We start from the raw sequence: 22,739 nt of genomic DNA, 5'->3' as shown, positions 1-22,739 counted from the left end.
TGCTCGAATGACGCAGTTGTAAACAATATACTATGCAACAAATCACAGTAATCGGTGCTGGAACCATGGGTAACGGAATCGCCCATGTTTTTGCCCAAAACGGATATAAAGTCAATTTGGTGGATATTGCTCAGGCCTCTTTGGATAAAGGAGTCGCCACCATTACAAAGAATTTGGACCGAATGATTTCCAAAGAAGTCATCGACGATGCCAAAAAAGAAGCTACGCTCTCTAATATCACTACCTATACCAATCTTAAAGAAGGGGTGTCGGATACTGATTTAGTGGTTGAAGCCGCTACAGAGAATCTGGACATCAAACTCAAGATTTTCAAGGACTTGGATGAAATCTGCAAAGCAGAAACCATTTTGGCCACCAACACATCCTCTATTTCCATCACGCAAATTGGTGCTGCTACCAATCGCCCAGAAAAGGTAATTGGGATGCACTTTATGAATCCAGTCCCGATTATGAAGTTGGTAGAAATCATTCGCGGATATAATACATCGGACGAAGTCACGGAAACCATCATGGGGCTATCCAAGAAATTAGGGAAAACCCCGACCGAGGTAAACGATTATCCAGGGTTTGTGGCCAATCGCATTTTGATGCCCATGATCAACGAATCCATCGAAAGCTTGTACAATGGCGTGGCTGGCGTTGAAGAAATAGACACCGTGATGAAATTGGGCATGGCCCATCCCATGGGCCCGCTGCAATTAGCCGATTTTATTGGGTTGGATGTATGCCTTTCCATATTAAATGTTATGTACGATGGATTTAAAAACCCAAAATATGCTCCTTGCCCCTTACTCGTGAATATGGTAATGGCCGATAAATTAGGGGTGAAATCGGGAGAAGGTTTTTACGATTATTCCGAATCCAGAAAAGCAGAAAACGTTTCCGCACAATTCAAATAAGATTTCATGGCCATTGTAAAACCTTTTAAGGCCATTCGCCCCACAAAGGACAAAGCTTTTTTTGTTGCATCCCGCTCCTACGAGGAATATTCCAAAGAGGAGCTTAAAGCGGTATTGCAGTACAACCCGTTCTCGTTTCTGCATATCATCAACCCAGGATTCAAGTTCGAAAAGAACATCAAGGGAAAGGAACGTTTTGGGTTGGTGCACAATCGGTACTTGGAGTTTTTGGAGGAAAACATCTTTCAAAAAGATGATGAGCCCAGTTTTTACCTCTATCAAATTGAAAAAGATGATTTTAAAAGCTTGGGGTTCTTTTGTGCCTGCAGTGTGGATGATTATCGGAGCAATGTCATCAAAAAACACGAGGACACCATTCAGGATCGTGAAGAGCTTTTTGCTGATTACCTTCATACCGTTGGCTTTAACGCTGAGCCTGTGTTAATGACCTATGAGGACAATAAGCTGGTAGATGAAATCTTTCAGCGTAAAATTGAACGGAAACCCGAATACGACTTTACCACTACAGACAGGGTCAACCATAAACTTTGGAAAATCTCCTATCCCGAAGGAATTGAAAAACTGGAAAAGGCCTTTGGCGACCTCGATGCGCTTTATATTGCGGATGGACATCACCGTAGTGCATCTTCCAGCTTGTTGGCAGACTTAAAAACATCCGAAAACGAGAACCATACGGGAGAGAAGGCGTACAATTATTTCATGGCTTACTTGATTCCTGAATCCCAGATGCGGATTTCCGAGTTCAACCGAATGATCAAAGATTTGAACGGGTATTCGAAAAAGGAATTTTTGATACAACTGGACGAGCATTTCAGAATAGAGAAAAGGGAAGATGGACTGTGCAAACCGTCCAAAAAACATGAATTCAGCATGTATTTGGAAGGAGAATTCTATACGTTGCATTTCAGGAAAACCAACCATGAGTTTACCGATGCCTTGAGCAAACTGGACACCCAGATTTTGTACAAAACCATTTTGGAGCCGATTTTAGGTATCACGGATCTTAGAAATGACAAACGAATTTGCTATGGTTATGGTAAAAACAACCTTATCCAAATGAAGGATTTGGTGGATTCGGGAAACTATGCGGTGGGTTTCAGTCTGGTTCCCACAACAGTTGAAGAAATCAAGGCAATTGCCGACGCAGGTTTGGTAATGCCCCCAAAAAGCACGTATATTGAGCCTAAGCTCCGCAGCGGACTTGCTATTTATGAATTGTAACAAATGCCATCCCTGCGAAAGCAGGAATCCATAAATTTAAAAGATTCCGCATCAGGTGCGGAATGACATCGATTAAACTATGTCCATAAAAGATAATCTCAATACAATAAAATCCAAGCTCCCCGAGGGAGTTACCTTGGTCGCTGTTTCCAAAACCAAGCCCAATGAAGACCTTTTGGAGGCTTACGAAGCAGGGCAACGGGTCTTTGGAGAAAACAAAGTGCAGGAGATGGTCCAAAAATGGGAAGATTTGCCCAAGGACATCGAATGGCACATGATTGGTCACGTGCAACGTAACAAGGTCAAATACATGACCGAGTTTGTTTCCCTGATTCATGGTGTCGACAGCCCTCGATTGTTAAAGGAAATCAACAAACAAGCAAAAAAGCACGACCGTGTGATTCCATGCTTGCTACAAATCCATATTGCAGAAGAAGATACCAAATTTGGACTGGACAAAGCAGAACTGGATGAGCTTATCAATTCTGATGCTTTTGAGGCTATGGAAAATATCAAAATTGTAGGATTGATGGGCATGGCGACTTTTACAGATGACAAAAACCAGGTGCGCAAGGAGTTTGCCCAACTCAAATCCATGTTTGATGAACTTACAACCAAATTGGAAGATATCACCATACTTTCCATGGGCATGAGCGGCGATTACCAGATTGCCATTGAGGAAGGCAGCAACATGGTACGAATCGGAAGCAGTATATTTGGGGTTAGAAACTATTCATAACGAGTAATTTTCCATGTACGCGATACTTGACATTGAAAGCACGGGAGGAAAATACAATGAGGAAGGCATCACTGAAATTGCCATCCACAGGTTTGATGGACGTGAAGTGGTCGACAAATTCATTTGTTTGATCAACCCGGAACGCGAAATACAACCCTTTGTGGCCAAGCTCACGGGCATCAACAATAAAATGCTGCGCTCCGCACCCAAGTTTCATGAAGTGGCCAAACGCATTGTGGAAATTACCGAAGGGGCTGTTTTGGTCGCGCACAACGCCCAATTTGATTATCGAATCCTAAGGACCGAGTTTAGGCGTTTGGGGTATGATTTTCAACGCAAGACCCTTTGTACCGTTGACCTTTCCAAACAACTCATACCCGAAGCGGAGTCGCACAGTTTGGGAAAATTAGCGCGTTCACTGGGTATTCCCATGAGTGATAGACACAGAGCCAACGGCGATGCACTTGCCACCTTGAAACTTTTTAAATTGTTGCTGAACAAAGACTCGGAAAAGAAAATCATTACCGAAGTCATCCGCGAAGAAACCCATGGGGAACTATCACCTACCCAGTTGGACATGGTTTTTAACCTCCCATCCGATACCGGTGTATACTACATGCACGACAAGGACGGGGACATTATCTTCATCGGAAAGACCAAGAATATTAAAAAGCGGGTCAACCAACATTTTACCAATGTGGGCAAAATGGCACGAAAACTACAAAAAGAAACGAAAAAAGTAACTTACGAAACCACGGGGAGCGAACTCATTGCTATTTTAAAGGCCTATGTGGAGCAAAAAAAGAAAAGACCCCGCTATAATCATGTATCCAAAAAGAAGCTCTTTACGCACACCATTGATTTTAATCAGAACGGAACCGAGCATATCATATTGGAAGTGGAAAAAAGTCGGAAGTTGGAACACAAAAACATAGCCTTCAACGGGACGCAGTCAGCCAAAAGCTTTATCAATAAAGTTTCAGAAGAGTTTGCACTTTGCCCTTCTTCCTTGGGAACCGACAATGAATGTGTGCACCAAGAGGCGGAACAAAGTGCATCCAACTGTAACGAAAAAGTGCTTTCCGCTTTTGAAAAATACAGTATTCAAGACAAGGATATTGCACTGACCGACCAGGGGCGGGAAACAGGGGAACGAAGTTTTGTCCTGATCAAAAATGGTAGACTTCAAGGGTTTGGCTATGTGGAACTCAACCATCAAATCAATAATATTCATATCTTAGAATCCATTATGACTCCCATGCGGAGCGATGAGAACACCACATTTATTGTAGAGACCTATCTAAGAAAAAATAATCGACTTAAAACTATTCCACTAACCTCCTGATCATTGAAAGACAACAAACCACTTCCCAAATGGAAAAACAAACTTCATGAAGTCATTTATGAAGCGGACACTCCATCGGGTAAGTTGTTTGACATTCTGCTCTTTATACTGATTATCATCAGCGTTATTTTGGTAATGCTGGAGAGTATTGATGATTTTGACGAGCATTACCACAAAACACTTCTCACCTTAGAGTGGATAGTGACCATATTTTTCACCCTGGAATACATAGCTCGCCTGATCAGCATAAAGAAGCCATTGAAGTATGTTTTCAGTTTTTACGGGGTTATCGATTTCTTATCCACCATCCCCCTCTATCTATCTTATATTCTAGCTGGCTCCCAAGTTTTACTGGCTGTAAGGGCCTTTCGCTTGTTACGTATTTTCAGGATACTGAAGCTCGTTAAATTTATGGGCGAAGCTTCTCAGTTGCAGTCAGCATTAAAAGCAAGTCGGGCCAAGATTGCCGTATTTATTTATGTGGTTTTGATTTTATCCGTAATCATGGGCACCATCATGTATATCGTGGAAGGGGATGATTCAGGCTTTACCAGCATTCCCAAAAGTATTTATTGGACCATTGTGACCCTAACAACTGTGGGGTATGGCGATATAGCACCGCAATCCAATCTAGGTCAATTTTTGGCTACCGTGATTATGATTTTGGGTTACGGAATCATTGCGGTACCTACTGGCATTGTCACTGCGGAATTTGCGCGAAACAAAAAAAGTGATGATGAAGAGGATGATGGTTTTATGGTACATGTCAACACACAGGCCTGTCCCAGTTGCTCTGTTGAAGGCCACAGGGATGATGCCACTCATTGTTTTAATTGTGGACACCCATTATGAGCAAAAAAATAGTACTTGCCGTGGTTGGACCCACCGCCATTGGAAAGACCGCTTTGGGCATCCAATTGGCCAAGCATTTTGACACCGACATACTTTCCGCTGATTCCAGGCAGTTTTTCAAGGAAATGGAAATAGGCACCGCCGTTCCATCCAAAGAAGAGCTGAGTGAAACGCATCATCATTTTGTACAACACAAAAGTATATTTGAACCATATTCAGTTGGCGATTTTGAGAAAGAAGCCATCAAACTATTGGATGATGTATTCCTGAAAAAAGACATTGCCGTGATGGTGGGTGGCAGTGGACTTTATGTGGATGCCGTTGTATCTGGATTGGACAAGTTTCCAGAGGTTGACCCAAAAACACGGGAACAACTCAATCAGCAATTGGAAGAGAAAGGATTGGAAAGTCTTCAAAAAGAACTCGAACTACGAGACCCGGATTACTATAAAACGGTTGACTTGGACAATCCGCATCGATTGATTCGGGCCCTAGAGGTGTGCATCACGGCAAATAAACCCTACTCTTCATTCCTGAACCAGCCCAAAGCAGAAAGAAACTTTAAAACTCTATATATCGGTATTGAGGCTCCCAGAGAGACGGTTTACGAGCGAATCAATGCCCGTGTAGACCTCATGATGGATGCTGGCCTACTGGAAGAAGCAAAAAAGCTTTACCCCCACAAAGAACTGAATGCTCTACAAACAGTTGGTTACAAAGAACTTTTTGAATATATTGAAGGGCAATGCACATTGGAAGCTGCAGTTTCGGAAATCAAAAAGAACACCAGACGATTTGCAAAACGGCAACTGACATGGCTGCGAAAGAATGAAGCCATTCTATGGGTCCCTTACGACACTGAACCTAAAAAGGTACTCCAAATGGTTAATGACCGACTTAAAACCAACCTTTATGCCTAACGGTAAAACTGTGATTGTAGTCATGGGAGTCAGTGGTTCGGGTAAGACCGAAATTGGAAAGCTGCTTTCAGAAAAACTGTCCAGACCCTTTTTTGACGGCGATGATTTTCATCCCGAAGCCAATGTGAAAAAAATGAGTTCGGGCCACCCCTTGAACGATGAAGACCGTAAAGAGTGGCTGATAGCTTTAAATAAACTTGCTGTAGACCATAAACACAAAGGTGCCATAATCGCATGTTCGGCCTTAAAAAAGAACTACAGAAGCCTCTTAAGGGCGGGAATGGGTAATTGTATGACCTTTGTTTATTTAGATGGATCCTTTGAGCTGATAAAGTCACGTTTGGAAAAAAGAAAAGGGCATTTTATGCCCATAAACTTGTTGCAATCCCAGTTTGATGCTCTGGAGCCACCATCCAAGGCAATTATCGTTTCCATTGAAGAAACGCCCGTCAAGATTGTCAAACAAATCATGAAAGAACTTTAAAGTTAAAATTCCCTCAATTTTTCGGCAGAAAAAAGCCACCTACTATAGGTGGCTTTTTTATTTATCCATATATGATCTTATTGCTCGTTTTCCGCTTTGACCACAAGCCTAAACCCTTCACCATGAATGTTCAGGATTTCCACTAAGTCATCCTTTTTCAGGTATTTCCTCAGCTTGGCAATGTACACGTCCATACTTCTTGAGGTAAAGTAGTTGTCATCCCTCCAGATTTTGGTCAATGCCAACTCCCTTGGCATCAGATCATTTTCATGAAGAGCTAGCAAACGCAGCAATTCATTTTCTTTTGGAGAAAGTTTGATGGGTTCCTCTTCTTTATATTTCAAGAAACGAAGTTTTGAGTTCAAATGGAAATTCCCGATTTGGAACTCGAACTGTTTGCTGTCCGCCAAAGAGCTGGATGCCTTTCTTTGTAAGATCGCTTTCAATTTCATCAACAGCACCTCGGAGTCGAAAGGCTTGTTCAGGTAATCATCGGCACCTGCTTTGTATCCTTTCAACACGTCCTCTTTCATCGTCTTAGCGGTCAAAAAGATAATCGGAACGTTCTCATTTTTCTCGCGGATTTCCTTTGCCAAGGTAAATCCATCCTTATAAGGCATCATAACATCCAAAATACAGACATCGTAGTTGTCTTTTTTGAACTTTTCGAAACCTTCCATTCCGTTTTTGGCCAGAACAACATCAAAATCGTTCATGGTCAAATAATCTTTAAGTACGATTCCAAAATTGGGATCGTCCTCCACCAATAGTATCTTCTTTTTCTCTGTTTCCATAGTTTGTTTTTAAATTAAAGGGAGTTTTATAAAGAAAGTGCTTCCTTTTCCTTTTTCACTTTCGGCATAAACCTCACCTTGATGATCATCTATAATTCGTTTTACGTAGGCCAATCCTAAACCGTGGCCCTTAACGTTATGTATGTCGCCGGTATGTTCCCGGTAAAATTTTTCAAATACTTTTTTGAGCACCACTTTGCTCATTCCCGCTCCTTGGTCTTGCACCTTGATAATGATGCTGTTTTTTACCACTTCGGTGTATACATCAATCTTTGGGGTCTCTGGGGAATATTTCACTGCATTATCCAAAATATTCACTATCACGTTGGTCATGTGCATATCATTGGCCAATACTTCTGCCCGTTCCGCATCCAAATGCGCATTGACATATCCGCCCCTATCCTGTACGATCAATTCTATATGGGCAATGGCATCGGTAACTATATCGTGCATATTTACCCTATCCTTACTGATGTCCAATTGGTTTTTTTCCAGTTTGGATATTCTCAGGACATTTTCCACTTGGGCATGCATCCTTTTATTCTCATCACGAATCATGCCTAGGTAACGCAATACTTTTTCCTTGTCCTCAATGGATTTTGGATTTCGAATCGCTTCTACGGCCAAATTAATAGTGGCAATCGGCGTTTTGAACTCGTGCGTCATATTATTGATGAAATCCGATTTGATCTCGGAAATGCGCTTTTGCTTGATCAGCTGGTAAATAGCACTGGAATAGGCCAACATGATTACCAAGGTAAAAACCAATGACAGAAATGCCATTCCCATTACGGAACCAAAGATGTATCGTTTCATGCTGGGAAAAGTCAATAACAACGAAAAATTGGACACTCCTTCACTATCCTTGAAAATCGGTGCCTTGTACATTTTAGAACCGGAGAACTTGAATTTTCTAGATCTTATCTTGGTCGGATAGCCTTGACTGTACACCCCATACTCATAGTCGATATCAATATTCCTATTACTGAGTTCTTGGCTGAGCAGAAGTTCCAGTTCTTGTTTGGAAACCCGTTTATGAATCGGTTGGATTTTAGCATATTCCATGAAAACATCCTCATATTGGGCTTTCTCCATGCTACTGAGGTTACCGATTTTCGTGATTTTCTCAATGGGGGTCAAATGAGAAATCCTACCATCCAAACCAGACTCTTCCTTGAAAACCTGTTTAGTTCTTCTACTGGTAAAATTTTTGAACGTAGTGGTATCATTAGTACCTAATGTATTATCAAAGAACGCAGAGGTTATATTGTAATCTTCTTCAAGAATGCCATGGGAGTAAAAAAGGATTTCGTCGGAATTGAGGTCCCTTTCCACAAACATGAAGTTTTTGAACTGAGCACTTTTTGGCTCTCCAACACTATCTATCATGGAAGCTACAAGGTCTGAGTAATCTTTCATCTCGCGCTTCTCCACCCTACTCGCCACCTTGTCCAATATGTCCGTGATTGTTCTTGAGAATTGTTCTTCCTTATCGTTTATGGATGTTTGTATCCAATAAACCTGCACGAAAATTATCCCTAAAAGGGATAAACTCATAAGAACAACCAGAAGAACGAATAGCTTCTTGTTCATTGATGTAAAATTAAAAATTTAACATTTACTACTTTGAGCGTTTAACCAAAACTTAACATAAATGTTAAAATTTGGATGCTGCCGCTAAAAGTTTGAGGTGTAGTTCTTTAACCTTTTTTTTGGTTTTGTCCAATTCAAGGTTTTCAAGTGAAAAATCGGCCAAATCAAGCTTTTGACCATCATTTAATTGGTTTTGCATTCTATCAATTACCGCTTGTTTTTCAACTCCATCCCTATCCACGACCCTTTTGATACGTGTTTCGACGGGAGCTGTTACCAAAATGGTGGAATCATAGTTGTTCTGGGCATTGTTTTCAAAAATCAGAGCTGTCTCTTGTATCACATATGGTGTTTCTCGAGCTTCCGCCCATTGCATAAAGTGCTTTCTAACAGCCGGATGAACGATTCCATTAAGCTTTTCCAGCAATTCTGAATCTTTGAAAACCTTGTCAGCAATAAAAGCCCTGTTCAATTCCCCATCTGAATAGGCTTCTTTGCCCAATAAATCAGTAATGGCCGCTTTAACCTCCTGAGAACCTGACATCAATAGTTTGGCCTCCTTATCAGAATCATAAACGGGGACACCAAGTTCCCTGAACATGTTGGCCACGGTACTTTTTCCACTACCTATCCCCCCTGTCAATCCAACTATCATCATTGCTGTTCCAATACAAAGTTCACTGTATTCTCCTCTAATTTGATATCGTAGACCTTTTGTGGGCTCTCGGTAATTTCCAAAAACAATTTACTGCTTTCCGAACCATCCAACTGACCATAATCGGCCACAATTTCAAAATCCGAAGCGGATATCTCCTTCAATCTTTCAATGGTCGCCTTACACAAAATGGTGACCGAATTGGGAAACGTTCTAATTTGGTATCCTTCAGGAGCATTGACAACTTGAATCGGCACATCAAACACCTTTTCAGAAAATTTTGAGACCTTGCCCGAAACCGTAGCGCGCCCCTCTGAAAAAATACTGTTATCCAAACCCTTTGGAAAGACCAAACTCACTTCGGAAGAAAAATCTTCATTCACATCTGTTAACTGTATTGCCGCTGTTTTGATGGATTTTATGGTGTCTATTTCATTTTTTGGCCCTTTAACCTCAATGGAATCAGGCGAAACCATGATTTTCCCATCCAATATGTGGTTTTGCTGAAGCTGAAGCTTCAGATTGGCCTTAATGGGTATTTTTTTTGAGTCAACCTGATAGAGATCTACATCCAGTACATTCCTGTCCAAATCCAACAAGGATATATTTTGGGACAATTGCTGATCCATTTGTCGCCTCAACATTTCTTCGCTGAGCACATACTGCCCGTTTCTGTACTCGACTTGGGATACATCGATATCAATTTGACTCCTGAAAATCTTATAATATAAAAATTGAAAACCACTGGTCCTCAATTTAGCCTCAATCTCATTATTGGAATTTTTTCCCAATAACAAAGAATCAGGGAGGTTTCTATAATTAAGGGTAAAAAAGGCCCTCGACTCATAAGTTTCGGATAGATTACTGATGAACCAAGCCAAAAATGAGCATATCAAGAAGAGCGAAAATACTTTCGCTTTCTTTTGATTGAGGCCTTGCAATACCTTTTTGAACACGTTTATCTTTTCTTGAAAAATAGTTTGGGAAACAGTTCTTCCGGCTTCTTATTACTAAAGTTAAGCAACATTGTGGACTTGAAAAAACCAATTCCATATCCTGTAAACTGAATCAAAGCAGCAAAAATGGACAAAACCCCTACAATTAGGTTCTTACTCTTAATCAATGCGTCCAAAAACAATATTGAAAAATAGAAGCCATATAACAATAGTGGCAGCCAAAGTCCAAAAATTGAAGCAACGATAGCGACAGCCAGTCCCAACATAAACAAGGTAGGGAACCAATAGGTAGGCTTTGCCGTTCCGGGGTGCCATTTGTTTAAAATAGGACGTACCATCCCAAACTTATTGACCTGAATATAAAATTTGTTCCAATCAATACGCCTTTTGTGATAGACATAGGCATTAGGAAACAATCTTGTATCAAACCCAGCTTTCCAAATACGGAAAGTCAGGTCTGGGTCCTCTCCCGGATGTATACGTCCAAAACCACCAGCCTTTTCGAAAGCTGTTTTGGAAATACCCATGTTGAAACTACGGGGTTGAAATTTACCTACGGCCTTTTTACCTCCACGAATACCACCAGTGGTCAAAAAAGAGGTCATTACGTAGTTGATAGCTTTCTGAATGGTGGTAAAAGAAGTGTCAGCAGCATCAGGACCACCAAAACAGTGCACAAACTCTTTGCTAAGTTCTTTATCTACTTCTGATAAATACTGTTTGGGAAGGATACAATCGGAATCCAAAATGATAAAGTAATTCCCTTGGGCCTTTTGCATCCCGAAGTTTCTCGAATCGCCGGGACCTGAGTTTTCTTTGTAGTAATAGGAAATGTTGAGCTTATCCTGAAACTTTTCTACAATGCCCTCTGATGATTCCGAAGAACCATCCTCTACGATCACCACTTCAAAGTCTTCTTGGAAATCCTGTTTTTGAAGGCTTTCCAATAGTTCCCGAACTTCTTCGGGCCTATTGAACACCGGAACTACTATGGAGAAAAATGTATTCATTTGGAAGATGAAGTTCTAAGAGGTGGATTGTCAGTTCGAGCGCAGTCGAGAACCTTTTTCAGTTGATTACAATCTCGACTGCGCTCGATTTGACATGAGTATAAACCCGGAACAAACCTTATTCCGAAAACTCGTCGATTACCTCTTGGCTTACTCCTGTATTGGAGAAACCTCCATCATGGAACAAGTTCTGCATGGTTACCTTTTTCGTCAAATCGGAGAAAAGGGACACGGTATAGTTGGCACAATCATCCGCCGTGGCATTGCCCAATGGCGACATTTTTTCCGCGTAATTGATAAAGCCATCAAAACCTTTGACGCCCTGCCCTGCCGTGGTTGGAGTTGGCGATTGTGAAATGGTGTTCACTCGCACCTTATGTTCTTTACCGAAGAAATAACCAAAACTCCTGGCAACAGACTCCAAATAAGCTTTGTTGTCCGCCATATCGTTATAATCAGGGAATGTTCTTTGTGCTGCCATATAGGTCAACGCAACTATACTTCCCCATTGGTTCATAGCTTCGGCTTTGTAAAGTGATTGCATTACTTTATGAAAAGATAATGCGGACACATCCCATCCTTTTTCGGTAAAGCTGTAGTTCTCATCTGTATAATGTCTTCCTTTTCTAACATTAACGGACATTCCGATGGAGTGAAGCACGAAATCCAATTTTCCGCCCAAAATCTCCATGGATTTCTCCACCAAGTTTTTCAAATCCTCTTCGTTAGTGGCATCTGCGGGAATAATTTCTGAATTGGTCTTGTCCGCCAGCTCTTTGATTTGCCCCATTCGCATGGCGATAGGTGCATTGGTCAAAACAAACTCGCCACCTTCTTCGTGAACGCGTTCTGCGGTTTTCCATGCAATGGAATTAGGGTCCAATGCGCCAAAAATGATTCCTTTCTTACCTTTTAAAAGATTGTATGCCATAGTTTCTTGCAATTGTTGATTGTGTGACAAAGATATTTAAACTAATTGAAGTTTGAGAAGCCCCTAGCCGGATTTATTGCAACAGCTCCTTGGCGTGCGCCAGAGCAGATTCGGACAACGACTTGCCGCCCAACATTTCTGCCAACTCCCGAACACGTTCGTCAGTACTTAGTTGTTTAATGTGAGTGCTTGTGCCCTCTGCCCCTTCTTCCTTGTAGACCTTGAATTGATAACGCCCTTTTGAAGCTACCTGTGGTAAATGCGTAATTGAAAAAACTTGCATGGTCCCACTCATTTGCTGCATAATCTCTCCCATTCGGTTGGATATTTCACCAGAAACCCCTGTGTCTATCTCATCGAACATCATGGTGGGCAGGTTTTCATACTCCGCCAAAATGGATTTTATGGTCAGCATTATTCGGGAAAGCTCACCACCGGATGCTACCTTTTTCAACTCGCCATAACTGGAACCCTTGTTCGCTGAGAACAAGAACACCAAATCATCTTTTCCGTTGGTTTTAAATGATTTGGCCGGGTTTACCTCAATCTTGAATGTTGCTGCGGACATTCCCAAGGATGATAGATTGGCTTGAAGCCTTTCGTTCAATGTGGGGATGACATTTTTTCTGCCCTCACTTATTTTTTTGGCCCAGGCATCCACTTTTTTAGTGATGGCTTCGACCTCTTCTCGTTTTGCTTTGATTTTAGATTCAATATTGGCTACAGCATCCACTTTTTGGGCCAATTCTTCACGAATTTCAATGAGTTCCGTTACTGAATCAGTATGATGTTTTTTCTGAAGGTCGTACAATTGCTGCAATTGACTGTTTACCACTTCCAGGCGCTCTGGATTGGCCTCTACCCCTTCTTGCAACTGCTCCAATTCGGAAGCGATGTCGTCGGTTTCAATCAAAACGGATTGAATTCTATCAGACAAAGATTTATAATCAGAGCCAAAATCCGTCAAACTTTGGAATGCACGTTTTAAGTCTGTCAGCCGGCCTACAATGCCCAATTGCTCATCATTCAACAACTGATGCCCTGCGGACAACTGCTCCATAATCTGCTCCACATTGCTCAACTGCTCATACTCTTCCTCCAGCTCTTCCTGCATGCCTTTTTTGAGCTTCGCATCTTCCAGTTCCTTCAACAAAAAACTATTGTAATCGTGCTCTTTGTCGGCATCTGCCTGAAATTCTTCCAACTTTTGAAGTTCTTTGGAGGCCGCTCTCAGTTTTTCAAGTTCTTGGGTGTACCCAGATAGGTTTTCGGCGTTTTCCGCCAAAGCGTCAAGCACTTTCATCTGAAAATCATTGTCCGTAAGCTGCATGGTTTGGTGCTGCGAGTGCACATCCACCAATTGATCGCCCAAGGCCCGCATCACATCCAATGTTACTGGAGAATCATTTACAAAAGCCCTCGACTTCCCGCTGGGCAATATTTCCCTGCGAAGAATCGTGGTTTTCTCGTAATCCAAGTCGTTTTCCTCAAAAAATGGTTTAAGTTGATATTTTGACACATCGAATTCGGCCTCAATCACACACTTTTGATCCTTGTTCTTCAAAGAGGATAAATCGGCGCGCTTTCCTAAAACCATGGAAAGGCCGCCTAGTAGTATGGATTTTCCCGCACCGGTTTCCCCTGTTATAGTGGTGAATCCGTTGGAAAAAGACACACTTACATCATCAATGAGTGCATAATTTTGGATGGATAGATTTGCTAGCAATATTGAAGAATTTACCCGTAAAGATAAATTTCTTTATAGAACTGCACTAGTAATTTATTTCATTCCATGTGCTGGAATAAAATGGGGCCACTTTGTTAAGGGTTTCCTTGAGTTTTACGATATCCACCTTGGGACCATCGGAGAAGATATTCTGAATTTCCTCGGACTTGGCATCAAAAAAGGTCTGAATCAAAAAGGCATTGGGCCTACGACTGATAAGCGTTTCAAACAAACGAAGGCTTCCTGCAATGATTTGCTTGCCGGTACTGTTATTATCTGCCAGTATATCGAGTCCTTTTCTGTGATAATTGTACATGGCAATCCTATATTCACGGAAAGCGTTACTCAATAGGTTATCCACTAATTCAAAACGGCTACGGTCTCCAGTATCCTGACCCCAACCGCTATAGTTTGAACTTTGTGCCTGAGTCACTATATTTTGTGCCTGTCGGTAGAAATCGTTACCTCCTTCCAAGGAGAATGTGTCGGCATCCAATCCCAAAATCATATAAACGTAGTACGAAATAACACCAACCAAATTGGAGTCGAAGTTATTTGGATTGTAGACCAAGGGTTGAAACTCCTGATATTGAAAATTAAATGCATTGTCCTTGTAGTTGAATACAGGACTCTCGTAGGTAGTATTAAAAACAGGTCTCGTGGACTGTATCTGGATGTTGGCTTCAAAACGATCGGACTCGTATTGGGTCACTGTAATAAACATCCGAGCATTGACTCGTTCATTTTCACGATACGTCCTGTTCGTCCATTTGGTCTTGTTAACAAAATCGTTCAGCGAACGCTCCAAAGTCCTGAATATCTGCTGATTGGTCTGCCCTACTTGGTCTGAGTTCACAGTCACCCGACAATTCAATTCCTGTGCATAAGTCCCGAGGACAGCAAATAATAGAAAAACGGAAAAAAGTATGTTACGCATGGATTCTGGAGATGATTTCTTCCCAAATATCGGAAGCCACTTCGGACTTCGTCTTCAAATCAAACGTTTTTATCCCTGAATTCTTATCTATGAAAGTGATTGTATTTGTACTTCCGCCAAACCCTGCACCATCATCTTTTAGCGAGTTGAGCACAATACCGTCCAAATGCTTTCTTTGGAGCTTGCCTTTGGCATTTTCCAGTTCGTTCTGGGTTTCTAAAGCGAAACCGACCAAGAACTGATTCTTTTTGGCTTCCCCAAGTGACATCAAAATATCCGGGGTGCGCTCCAGTTCAATCTTCATATCGCCCTCCTGTTTCTTAACTTTTTCAGAAGCGATGGTTTTGGGTCGATAATCCGCAACTGCAGCTGCACATATGGCAATATCGGTATCCTCGTAGTGTTCATGACAGGCGTCGTACATGTCCTGCGCAGCAACCACGCGAATCAGTTGAATATTTTGATCATCTATGCTCAAGTGTGTAGGGCCTGAAACCAAAATTACATTTGCGCCCAGAATAGCAGCTCTCTTTGCCAATTCAAACCCCATAGTGCCCGTGGAACGGTTGCCCAAAAAGCGAACAGGGTCGATAGCCTCTTGAGTGGGGCCTGCGGTAATGAGTACTTTTTTCCCCGAAAGCGGAAGACCCTTTTTCAAATCTTCCTGTATAAAAGCCATTATGTTTTCCGGCTCTGCCATACGTCCTTCGCCGTGCAATCCGCTGGCCAATTCGCCTGATTCAGCAGGAATCATGATGTTGCCAAAAGATTGAAGTTTCTCCAAAGAGCTTTTTGTGGAAGGATGCTTGTACATATCCAAATCCATAGCTGGGGCAAAATACACAGGGCATTTTGCTGACAAATAGGTCGCTAAAAGTAGATTATCACAGGTTCCATTGGCCATCTTGGACAAGGTGTTGGCCGTGGCAGGTGCAATCAGCATCACATCGGCCCAAAGTCCAAGCTCCACATGATTGTTCCAAGAAAGACTTCCATCCTCCTCATTGATAAAATCCATCATAACCGGACTCTTGGAAAGTGTCGACAAGGTAAGTGGGGAAACAAAAGAGCTGGCGCTCTGGGTCATAACAACTTTGACCTGGGCGCCAGCTTTAATCAGTAAGCGAACAAGAAATGTGGTCTTGTAGGCGGCAATTCCCCCGGAAACTCCCAAAAGGATATTTTTACCGCTAAGCATTTCTTAAGCGTCTTTCTCTGTATTCCTGTAGTAGATTTTATCTTCCAACCACTCTTGTACTGCCAAAGCATGTGGTTTTGGCAATTTTTCATAGAATTTGGAAACCTCAATCTGTTCTTTGTTTTCGAACACTTCCTCCAAGCTGTCGCTATAGGTAGCGAACTCTTCTAGCTTCTCCAACAATTCTTTTTTGATTTCAGAATTGATTTGGATGGCTCTTTTGGCCGCAATGGAAATGGCTTCGTAAATGTTTCCGGTTTTTTCGTCAAACTCGTTTCTGTTGAGTGTTGTAGTGGAAACCGGGGCCTTTGTGTTTTTCAAATCTTGCATATGCAGTGGTTTAAAAACTAGTTTTTATTTGGATAAGGAAGTAGTGTTATAAGCGCTCAATTCCTCGCGGATTGTTTCAGCATAACCATCTGCCTTTTTCTTGAATTCCGTTTCTGGAAAATAACGCATTAACGTATTATAGGATTCAAGAGCATCTTCCAATCGCTCTTGTTTTCTTTCTTCGGTACTGTTCAGAGCCAATCTTGTGGCCGCTTCAATTCGGTAAAAAAGGGCTTCTTCCCTGTATACCGAACCTGGGTTATCCGTAATGAAATTATCCAAAGCCGTAATGGCCGAAATCAATATAGGTAGGTTGAACTCCCCTAATTTATTGAATTGTTTGGCAATCTCTATCTCTTTCTTTTCCTTTTTGGTGGTCAATTCCCCTGCCATGGTATTGGCCTCTTCAAAATATTCGGACTCAGAGTAATTATTGATAAAGGTTTGAAGTTTCAACAAAGCCTTATCCGTTTCGGTTTGATCCAAAGAATATCTCGGAGAAAGCATATAGTAACTTTTGGCTCCCAAAAAACTAGCTTCTTGAATCTTATCACTTCGGGGATACGATTTGATAAAGCGCTCAAACTGATACCCTGACAAATAATAATCGCCGTTTTTGAAATAACTGTCCGCAAAAAAGAACATCACACGCTCTCCCTGTGGCCGACCCACATATTTGGGTGCAATCTGCTCGAACAAACGAACAGCCCTTTTATAATCACCTTCCTCATACAGTTTTTCGGCCATTTCATATTTGGCCTTTGTATCGGTTTCCTTGAGCACCTTTTGGTACTCGCTACAAGAAACGAGAAGTACTGCTGCACAACAAAAAAGGAGTATTGACCTCATATTCAAAAACATTTTGCAAAATTAGTGATATTGAATGGATATAAAAAAGATTTTTTTACCACTCAAATGTAAAGGGTAACACGGCCAATCAACAAGAATTTGGGCAACATTTAACGAATTTTAAACATGTGCCTTGTCCAAGGTCTTTAAAGAAACCTCGATTTTATGCTTTAAAACCGGGGTCGCCTCCACTAACGGCAACCTTACCGAAGCTCTACAAATACCTTTGTTTTCAAAAATACTTTTGATGCCCGCTGGGTTACCTTCCTCAAAAATAAGACCCATGAGGTCAGATAATTTATGATGGATTCCATAGGCTTCCCTAGTATTGCCCTCCAGACCCAACTTGATCATTTCGGAAAAAAGTGATGGCAATCCTTGACCCAATACCGAAATAACTCCTCCACCTCCTGCTAAAACCGTAGGTAAAGCTGTGGCATCATCACCTGAGATGACCAAAAAGTTTTCGGGTTTGTTTTTGATGAGTTTATCTATTTGAACGGAATTGCCGCAAGCTTCCTTGATCCCAACGATATTTGGAAAATCATATGCCAAGCGCAATGTGGTTTCTGGCAGCATGTTACTTCCTGTCCTAGAAGGTACGTTATACAGGATGATGGGTATCGGGGATGCTTCCGAGATGGCTTTAAAATGCTGGTAAATCCCTTCCTGTGTTGGTTTGTTGTAATATGGGGAAACAGACAGAATCGCATCAAAATCCGATAAATCCAATGTTTTCAACTCATTGACAACGGCCATGGTGTTATTGCCACCTACACCTATTACCAAAGGTAACCTTCCGGCATTGGTTCGCACCACTACATCAACCACCAATTGTTTTTCTGATGGGGAAAGGGTTGCGGTCTCAGCTGTGGTACCCAGCACTACCAAATAATCCACACCGCCCTGGATATTGTGCTCCACCACACTTTCCAAAGCTTCCACGTCCACCGATACATCTTCTCTGAACGGGGTTATCAATGCTACTCCTGTTCCGATAAATTGTTCCATTTACTCAAATTTCTTTTAAGACCTTTAAATACTTTTTTAACTCACTCTTGAACAACTTAAAATCATTCATGGGTGTATTTAAGATCAAATCGTTGACCTTGGGGTCTTGGCTACCTAAACCTACTTTGAGACGAGCGGGGGTTTTTACCGATAACAACTTCATAATCAAATTATCCTCTTCATAATAATTGATCAGCATATCGTATTCCCTGCCCAAAAACTCAAGAACGTACCCGTTCTCTATCTGTCCTTTCCACCCCAAATCCCTATCAGAGAACATTTGGATGGCATAAGGAGAGTTTTTGTCGTATTCCCGTTTATAGCCAATAATCTTTATGGCATTGGGACGCAACTCAAATTCATCAATAAGTTCATAAAAGGCTTCCGCTTTCTGGAAATTGTCCACATCCACTATACAGCCGACGCTTGTAATCCCCTTTCCCCTGGTCACGGACTTTGGAGGCTTTTCCATTTCCTCCCTTAAATATTTTAGCCCGGATTTAACCTTAAATTTGTCTTGGAGTCCTTTCAAAAACATATTTTTGATGATTTTTACAAAGGTAAATAATCTACCAAGACGACTTAACAAAGATACGCACGTGAACAATCTAAAATTTAAACAATTTGTTGTATTTACAACTTTTTGTTTTTTGATGTCCTGTAAAAATGAAACGGGAAAACTAACCGAAATCGAAGGGAAACAAATACCGATTGATTCCACCATAGCCCAGACAGACTCCATCACAGACTTTGTGGAACCCTACAAAAACCGAATCAACGAGATCCTGGACAGCACCTTGGCCTACGCTCCAAAACCATTACTGTTGAATGATGGCGAACGCACCTCATCCATGGGAAATTTAATGGCGGACATCGTTTTTGAAGAAGCCGCTCCCATTTTCAACTCTAGATCGGGTAAGGAGCTTGATTTTGTAGTACTGAATGCCGGTGGGGTACGCTCGGTAATTTCCGAGGGAAATGTAAGCGCAAGGAATGCTTATGAGGTAATGCCCTTTGAAAATTATATCGAAGTGGTAGAGCTCAGCGGTTCCGCTACACGACAATTGATCAACTTTGTAGCTAAATCCTCCCGTAGGCATCCCGTATCTGGAATTGAAATCATTACTGACAAAGAGGGAGCTCTGGAATCCGTGAACATTCAGGGACAACCTTTTGATGAAAGTCGAAATTACTTTGTGGCCACATCAGACTATTTGGTCAATGGTGGACCCAGCGTTGGTTTTTTTGATGAAATTGTTTCAAGAACGGCAACCGATTACCTATTGCGCAATGCCATCATCGACCACTTTAAAAAAGTGGACACCTTGAAAGCTGTAGCTGATGAACGAATTAAACAACTTGATTAGACCATGAAAAGAAGGGATTTCATAACCAATACCACTGCGGCTTCCACCTTGATTGGTTTGGGAGGACTAAGTTTAAGCTCCTGTTCTAATTTGGGAAAAAAGCAGATTACCATATTGCACACCAACGATGTGCACAGCCATATCGACACCTTTCCTTCCTCCCACTCCAGATACCCGAATTTGGGCGGGGTTTCCCGAAGGGCCACTTTGGTGGAACAAATACGTAACGAAAACCCAAACACCCTGCTATTTGATGCTGGGGATATTTTTCAGGGTACACCTTATTTTAATTTCTATGGAGGCGAATTGGAGTTTAAGCTGATGAGCAAACTCAAATATGATGCTTCTACTATTGGCAACCACGACTTTGACAATGGTATCGATGGCTTGTTGGCACAAATGCCCCATGCTACTTTTGAGATGATCAGTGCCAACTACGATTTTTCCAATACCGTAATGGATGGTTACGTAAAGCCATACAAAATCTATATGGTGGATGGTGTAAAAATCGGCGTGTACGGGCTAGGCATAGAATTGGATGGTTTAGTAACCAAAAAATTGTACAAAGAGACCCAATATTTGAATCCGTACGAGATTGCGTTGGATATGGAGAAGCAATTGAAAGAGGAAGAACAATGTGATTTAATTGTTTGTCTTTCGCATTTGGGGTACGATTACAACGACCCTGAAAGGCCATGCGATACACGATTAGCGCAACAAACCTTCCACACGGACTTGATTATTGGTGGACACACCCATACCTTTTTGGACAAGCCCGATGTACGCACCAACCAAAGTGGAAACTCGGTACTCGTTAACCAAGTGGGCTGCTACGGCATTAATCTGGGTAGGATTGATTTTTACTTTGATTCGAATAAAAATGCCTCTGCTCAAGGGGTAAGTATTACGGTTTGACCTTGTTGTTTTAAACACCGTTTAACTCTCTACCCTATTGTCATCCTGAGCATATTTGAAGGCCGTAGTTTGATGGTTTCGATTGTTAGGTAATTCGATTATTCGATGGTTGGATTGTTGGAAATTGACAATTGCTTATCGAAAATTGATTACTGTTCATTGGACTGACACGCCTGCCGTAGGCCTGAATCCCATAAATTACCGCTAATGACTTTGTACTGAGCCTGAAACTTACTCTTGCGCTTGAAAAAAGGAATGCCTCATTATAATGGTCAAACCTTAAAATGGATTCCTGCTTTTTCATCCCGTTGAAGAACGGGGCGCGGGAATGACACATAAACTTATCATAAAACAGTGCCCTGAATGCAGTAGAAGGGGCTCAATCAAAAAACCATTACTTGGTCTCTGCCTCGTAATGGTTTTGAACTATGTTTTTATCATCAATTTATGGGCAAGGTGCATCACCTATTATGTCCCAATTATGAGCTTCAACCAATAAGGCCCTATTGAACTCAGCCTCTCCCCCACAATACTCCAAGCCTTCGGCTCCTAATGTAATTCCATTGGGGAGGTCTGCTTGATTTTGACTGCTCCATCCGATGAGGGTATTGCTGTAATTGGTCGTGGACTTTCCAGAGCCATCCATCATGTTTTGCATACTGCTTACGCTGCTGATGTTCCAGCTTCCCAGGTCTTGATCAAAATTGGGTGCCAAGGCAAACAATCCTTCCATGTTTTGGACATTGCTTACATTCCAGTCCCCTATAGCGCCATCAAATGAGGAATCTGCAAACATCCCTTCCATGGAGATGACATTGGTTAAATTTGGTTTATCCTCAGCTTTGTACTCCATGCCCGAACATGAAGTAAAAGCCCCGAACATCGATTGCCAAGGAATAATACCCCAATGGTCTATGGAAACAAGAGCTTTTTGAGACTGCTCGTCTGAATAATACATGGAAATCGCCGGGAAGTCACCCCCAATGGAAACCTTATACATACCGGCCGAAGCATATACCGTGTTCAATATCTTGTATGGGGGCATCGGTTGTTATGTGCTCCACAGTACCATCCCCCCAATCAATCTGAAAATCATAAGCATAGTTTAAATTCTTTCCAATGGTCAACTTAGGGCTACTTGGTAAAATATCCCAGGTGGTCACAAAGGAATTGGGGTCTTCTCCTGGCCCCTCTATTTTGTTCAAAACACTGATTTGAACTTCAGCCGTGGCTTCTTCCACACCGTCGGTTACCATAACTTCTATAGTGTGTTCCGTGGATGTTTTAAAATCGAGTTCCTTGCCTTCTGCTACACTGAGTTCGCCTGCATTGTTGATGACAAATAGATCACCATCATTGATTGATATGCTAAATTCCAGCGCATCTCCATCAGCATCGGTGGCTACAACCACATCAATGACTTCACTTGGGGTAATATCCTCCAACACCTCAAAAGCTTGATTATCTATTACGGGGCCCGCTATGTTGAAGTTATTCACATTAATAGTGAACTCCGCTGATGCCTCATCCTCTCCATCCGTAACGGTAACAGTAACTTTATGGAGCTGAGCTTCGCTAAAGTTTAATTGTTTTCCTGCTTTTAGACTTAGTACACCCGTTGTCTTTCCAATCTCAAACAGGTCATTGCTGTTAGTAGTTATCTCGAAAGAAAGGGCATCCTCATCTTTGTCGTCTTCCGTTACCGTACCAATGATAAAATCAACACTAATACTTTCAATTACTGTATACGTGGCTACTTCAATTGTTGGCGCATTGTTTTTGGGTGGTGGTGGCGCATCATCTTTGCCACAAGACCAAATAAGAACTGAGAGTAAACCAAATAATAACAAATTCTTTTTCATCGTTTTTAAAACTTTTAGGGTTATTAATAGGTCTAAACTCCGTATTTATTGAATTCTTTGTAATGGTAAATTGACGGATGGGTGTTTTCAATTGACAGATGAG

At 41.7% G+C, this 22,739-nt stretch carries 24 protein-coding genes; 9 read left to right on the top strand and 15 right to left on the bottom strand.

Annotated features, from left to right (window positions below):
* Positions 1-32 precede the first annotated feature (32 nt).
* The 7 genes from EO132_RS11130 to EO132_RS11100 all read left to right on the top strand — a co-directional run bounded on the left by EO132_RS11130 (position 33) and on the right by EO132_RS11100 (position 6,502).
* A complete protein-coding gene (locus EO132_RS11130; protein ID WP_127137920.1) occupies positions 33-920 on the top strand; it encodes a 3-hydroxybutyryl-CoA dehydrogenase in 888 nt (295 codons plus the stop codon).
* Positions 921-926: 6 nt separating this feature from the next.
* The gene (locus EO132_RS11125) at positions 927-2,162 is read left to right on the top strand and encodes a DUF1015 domain-containing protein (RefSeq protein ID WP_127137919.1); all 1,236 of its coding nucleotides are present in this window, start codon (positions 927-929) and stop codon (positions 2,160-2,162) included.
* Between the two features lie 79 nt (positions 2,163-2,241).
* Positions 2,242-2,901: a YggS family pyridoxal phosphate-dependent enzyme gene (locus tag EO132_RS11120; RefSeq protein WP_127137918.1), complete on the top strand. Its 660-nt coding sequence runs from the start codon at positions 2,242-2,244 to the stop codon at positions 2,899-2,901.
* A 13-nt stretch (positions 2,902-2,914) separates the two neighbouring features.
* Positions 2,915-4,246, top strand: a complete 1,332-nt coding sequence (locus EO132_RS11115) for an exonuclease domain-containing protein (RefSeq protein WP_127137917.1) — start codon at positions 2,915-2,917, stop codon at positions 4,244-4,246.
* A 3-nt stretch (positions 4,247-4,249) separates the two neighbouring features.
* Positions 4,250-5,098 carry an ion transporter gene (locus tag EO132_RS11110; protein ID WP_127137916.1) on the top strand — a complete coding sequence of 283 codons (849 nt, stop codon included), beginning with the start codon at positions 4,250-4,252 and terminating at the stop codon, positions 5,096-5,098.
* Positions 5,095-6,018, top strand: coding sequence for a tRNA (adenosine(37)-N6)-dimethylallyltransferase MiaA (gene miaA / locus EO132_RS11105; RefSeq protein WP_127137915.1), 924 nt, complete (start codon positions 5,095-5,097; stop codon positions 6,016-6,018). The genes EO132_RS11110 and miaA overlap by 4 nt, the downstream gene beginning before the upstream one ends.
* Positions 6,011-6,502 (top strand): gluconokinase, encoded by a 492-nt coding sequence (locus EO132_RS11100; protein WP_127137914.1) that lies wholly within the window; start codon positions 6,011-6,013, stop codon positions 6,500-6,502. Before miaA ends, EO132_RS11100 begins: the two co-directional genes overlap by 8 nt.
* A gap of 77 nt (positions 6,503-6,579) precedes the next feature.
* Here EO132_RS11100 and EO132_RS11095 read toward each other — a convergent pair whose 3' ends face one another.
* The 13 genes from EO132_RS11095 to EO132_RS11035 form a co-directional block, all read right to left on the bottom strand.
* The gene (locus tag EO132_RS11095; protein ID WP_127137913.1) at positions 6,580-7,296 is read right to left on the bottom strand and encodes a response regulator transcription factor; all 717 of its coding nucleotides are present in this window, start codon (positions 7,294-7,296) and stop codon (positions 6,580-6,582) included.
* 9 nt (positions 7,297-7,305) lie between these two features.
* The gene (locus EO132_RS11090; RefSeq protein ID WP_127137912.1) at positions 7,306-8,889 is read right to left on the bottom strand and encodes a sensor histidine kinase; all 1,584 of its coding nucleotides are present in this window, start codon (positions 8,887-8,889) and stop codon (positions 7,306-7,308) included.
* A 64-nt stretch (positions 8,890-8,953) separates the two neighbouring features.
* On the bottom strand, positions 8,954-9,547 hold the full coding sequence (gene coaE, locus EO132_RS11085; RefSeq protein WP_127137911.1) for a dephospho-CoA kinase: 594 nt from the start codon (positions 9,545-9,547) through the stop codon (positions 8,954-8,956).
* A complete protein-coding gene (locus EO132_RS11080; RefSeq protein ID WP_127137910.1) occupies positions 9,544-10,500 on the bottom strand; it encodes a CdaR family protein in 957 nt (318 codons plus the stop codon). The genes coaE and EO132_RS11080 overlap by 4 nt, the downstream gene beginning before the upstream one ends.
* 2 nt (positions 10,501-10,502) lie before the next feature.
* Entirely contained in the window at positions 10,503-11,510 is a 1,008-nt protein-coding gene (locus EO132_RS11075) for a glycosyltransferase family 2 protein (protein WP_127137909.1), read from the bottom strand.
* A gap of 118 nt (positions 11,511-11,628) precedes the next feature.
* Complete coding sequence (locus EO132_RS11070) at positions 11,629-12,441, bottom strand: enoyl-ACP reductase FabI (RefSeq protein ID WP_127137908.1); 813 nt, start codon at positions 12,439-12,441, stop codon at positions 11,629-11,631.
* 73 nt (positions 12,442-12,514) lie between these two features.
* A complete protein-coding gene (gene recN, locus EO132_RS11065) occupies positions 12,515-14,167 on the bottom strand; it encodes a DNA repair protein RecN (protein ID WP_127137907.1) in 1,653 nt (550 codons plus the stop codon).
* Between the two features lie 46 nt (positions 14,168-14,213).
* Positions 14,214-15,104, bottom strand: a complete 891-nt coding sequence (porD, locus tag EO132_RS11060) for a type IX secretion system protein PorD (RefSeq protein WP_127137906.1) — start codon at positions 15,102-15,104, stop codon at positions 14,214-14,216.
* Positions 15,097-16,302: a bifunctional phosphopantothenoylcysteine decarboxylase/phosphopantothenate--cysteine ligase CoaBC gene (gene coaBC, locus EO132_RS11055; RefSeq protein WP_127137905.1), complete on the bottom strand. Its 1,206-nt coding sequence runs from the start codon at positions 16,300-16,302 to the stop codon at positions 15,097-15,099. The genes porD and coaBC overlap by 8 nt, the downstream gene beginning before the upstream one ends.
* A 3-nt stretch (positions 16,303-16,305) precedes the next feature.
* Positions 16,306-16,632 (bottom strand): DNA-directed RNA polymerase subunit omega, encoded by a 327-nt coding sequence (locus EO132_RS11050; protein WP_127137904.1) that lies wholly within the window; start codon positions 16,630-16,632, stop codon positions 16,306-16,308.
* 24 nt (positions 16,633-16,656) lie between these two features.
* Entirely contained in the window at positions 16,657-17,493 is an 837-nt protein-coding gene (locus tag EO132_RS11045; protein WP_127137903.1) for an outer membrane protein assembly factor BamD, read from the bottom strand.
* A gap of 108 nt (positions 17,494-17,601) precedes the next feature.
* Complete coding sequence (dapA, locus tag EO132_RS11040; protein ID WP_127137902.1) at positions 17,602-18,492, bottom strand: 4-hydroxy-tetrahydrodipicolinate synthase; 891 nt, start codon at positions 18,490-18,492, stop codon at positions 17,602-17,604.
* A gap of 4 nt (positions 18,493-18,496) precedes the next feature.
* On the bottom strand, positions 18,497-19,030 hold the full coding sequence (locus tag EO132_RS11035) for a DUF6913 domain-containing protein (RefSeq protein WP_127137901.1): 534 nt from the start codon (positions 19,028-19,030) through the stop codon (positions 18,497-18,499).
* A gap of 115 nt (positions 19,031-19,145) precedes the next feature.
* Between EO132_RS11035 and EO132_RS11030 the strand changes: the two genes are divergently transcribed.
* Together EO132_RS11030 and EO132_RS11025 are read left to right on the top strand one after the other, a co-directional pair.
* A complete protein-coding gene (locus EO132_RS11030; RefSeq protein ID WP_235856439.1) occupies positions 19,146-19,859 on the top strand; it encodes a 5'-nucleotidase C-terminal domain-containing protein in 714 nt (237 codons plus the stop codon).
* A 3-nt stretch (positions 19,860-19,862) separates the two neighbouring features.
* Positions 19,863-20,774 carry a metallophosphatase gene (locus tag EO132_RS11025; protein WP_127137899.1) on the top strand — a complete coding sequence of 304 codons (912 nt, stop codon included), beginning with the start codon at positions 19,863-19,865 and terminating at the stop codon, positions 20,772-20,774.
* A 445-nt stretch (positions 20,775-21,219) separates the two neighbouring features.
* Here EO132_RS11025 and EO132_RS11020 read toward each other — a convergent pair whose 3' ends face one another.
* Complete coding sequence (locus EO132_RS11020; RefSeq protein ID WP_127137898.1) at positions 21,220-21,819, bottom strand: BspA family leucine-rich repeat surface protein; 600 nt, start codon at positions 21,817-21,819, stop codon at positions 21,220-21,222.
* A complete protein-coding gene (locus tag EO132_RS11015) occupies positions 21,767-22,636 on the bottom strand; it encodes a cadherin repeat domain-containing protein (RefSeq protein ID WP_127137897.1) in 870 nt (289 codons plus the stop codon). The genes EO132_RS11020 and EO132_RS11015 overlap by 53 nt, the downstream gene beginning before the upstream one ends.
* Positions 22,637-22,739 lie beyond the last annotated feature (103 nt).

The organism is Flagellimonas oceanensis, assembly GCF_003992595.1.
Classification (GTDB): domain Bacteria; phylum Bacteroidota; class Bacteroidia; order Flavobacteriales; family Flavobacteriaceae; genus Flagellimonas; species Flagellimonas oceanensis.
Note: the sequence above shows the minus strand (reverse complement) of the source record. Positions and strands in the feature narration are given on the sequence as shown.

Bases quoted from the DNA above. Each gene is read 5' to 3' on its own strand.
- EO132_RS11130 (WP_127137920.1), top strand. From the start codon at position 33: ATGCAACAAATCACAGTAATCGGTGCTGGAACCATGGGTAACGGAATC.
- EO132_RS11125 (WP_127137919.1), top strand. From the start codon at position 927: ATGGCCATTGTAAAACCTTTTAAGGCCATTCGCCCCACAAAGGACAAA.
- EO132_RS11120 (WP_127137918.1), top strand. From the start codon at position 2,242: ATGTCCATAAAAGATAATCTCAATACAATAAAATCCAAGCTCCCCGAG.
- EO132_RS11115 (WP_127137917.1), top strand. From the start codon at position 2,915: ATGTACGCGATACTTGACATTGAAAGCACGGGAGGAAAATACAATGAG.
- miaA (WP_127137915.1), top strand. From the start codon at position 5,095: ATGAGCAAAAAAATAGTACTTGCCGTGGTTGGACCCACCGCCATTGGA.
- EO132_RS11100 (WP_127137914.1), top strand. From the start codon at position 6,011: ATGCCTAACGGTAAAACTGTGATTGTAGTCATGGGAGTCAGTGGTTCG.
- EO132_RS11095 (WP_127137913.1), bottom strand. From the start codon at position 7,296: ATGGAAACAGAGAAAAAGAAGATACTATTGGTGGAGGACGATCCCAAT.
- EO132_RS11090 (WP_127137912.1), bottom strand. From the start codon at position 8,889: ATGAACAAGAAGCTATTCGTTCTTCTGGTTGTTCTTATGAGTTTATCC.
- coaE (WP_127137911.1), bottom strand. From the start codon at position 9,547: ATGATGATAGTTGGATTGACAGGGGGGATAGGTAGTGGAAAAAGTACC.
- EO132_RS11075 (WP_127137909.1), bottom strand. From the start codon at position 11,510: ATGAATACATTTTTCTCCATAGTAGTTCCGGTGTTCAATAGGCCCGAA.
- EO132_RS11070 (WP_127137908.1), bottom strand. From the start codon at position 12,441: ATGGCATACAATCTTTTAAAAGGTAAGAAAGGAATCATTTTTGGCGCA.
- porD (WP_127137906.1), bottom strand. From the start codon at position 15,104: ATGCGTAACATACTTTTTTCCGTTTTTCTATTATTTGCTGTCCTCGGG.
- coaBC (WP_127137905.1), bottom strand. From the start codon at position 16,302: ATGCTTAGCGGTAAAAATATCCTTTTGGGAGTTTCCGGGGGAATTGCC.
- EO132_RS11050 (WP_127137904.1), bottom strand. From the start codon at position 16,632: ATGCAAGATTTGAAAAACACAAAGGCCCCGGTTTCCACTACAACACTC.
- EO132_RS11045 (WP_127137903.1), bottom strand. From the start codon at position 17,493: ATGTTTTTGAATATGAGGTCAATACTCCTTTTTTGTTGTGCAGCAGTA.
- dapA (WP_127137902.1), bottom strand. From the start codon at position 18,492: ATGGAACAATTTATCGGAACAGGAGTAGCATTGATAACCCCGTTCAGA.
- EO132_RS11035 (WP_127137901.1), bottom strand. From the start codon at position 19,030: ATGTTTTTGAAAGGACTCCAAGACAAATTTAAGGTTAAATCCGGGCTA.
- EO132_RS11030 (WP_235856439.1), top strand. From the start codon at position 19,146: ATGTCCTGTAAAAATGAAACGGGAAAACTAACCGAAATCGAAGGGAAA.
- EO132_RS11025 (WP_127137899.1), top strand. From the start codon at position 19,863: ATGAAAAGAAGGGATTTCATAACCAATACCACTGCGGCTTCCACCTTG.
- EO132_RS11020 (WP_127137898.1), bottom strand. From the start codon at position 21,819: ATGCCCCCATACAAGATATTGAACACGGTATATGCTTCGGCCGGTATG.
- EO132_RS11015 (WP_127137897.1), bottom strand. From the start codon at position 22,636: ATGAAAAAGAATTTGTTATTATTTGGTTTACTCTCAGTTCTTATTTGG.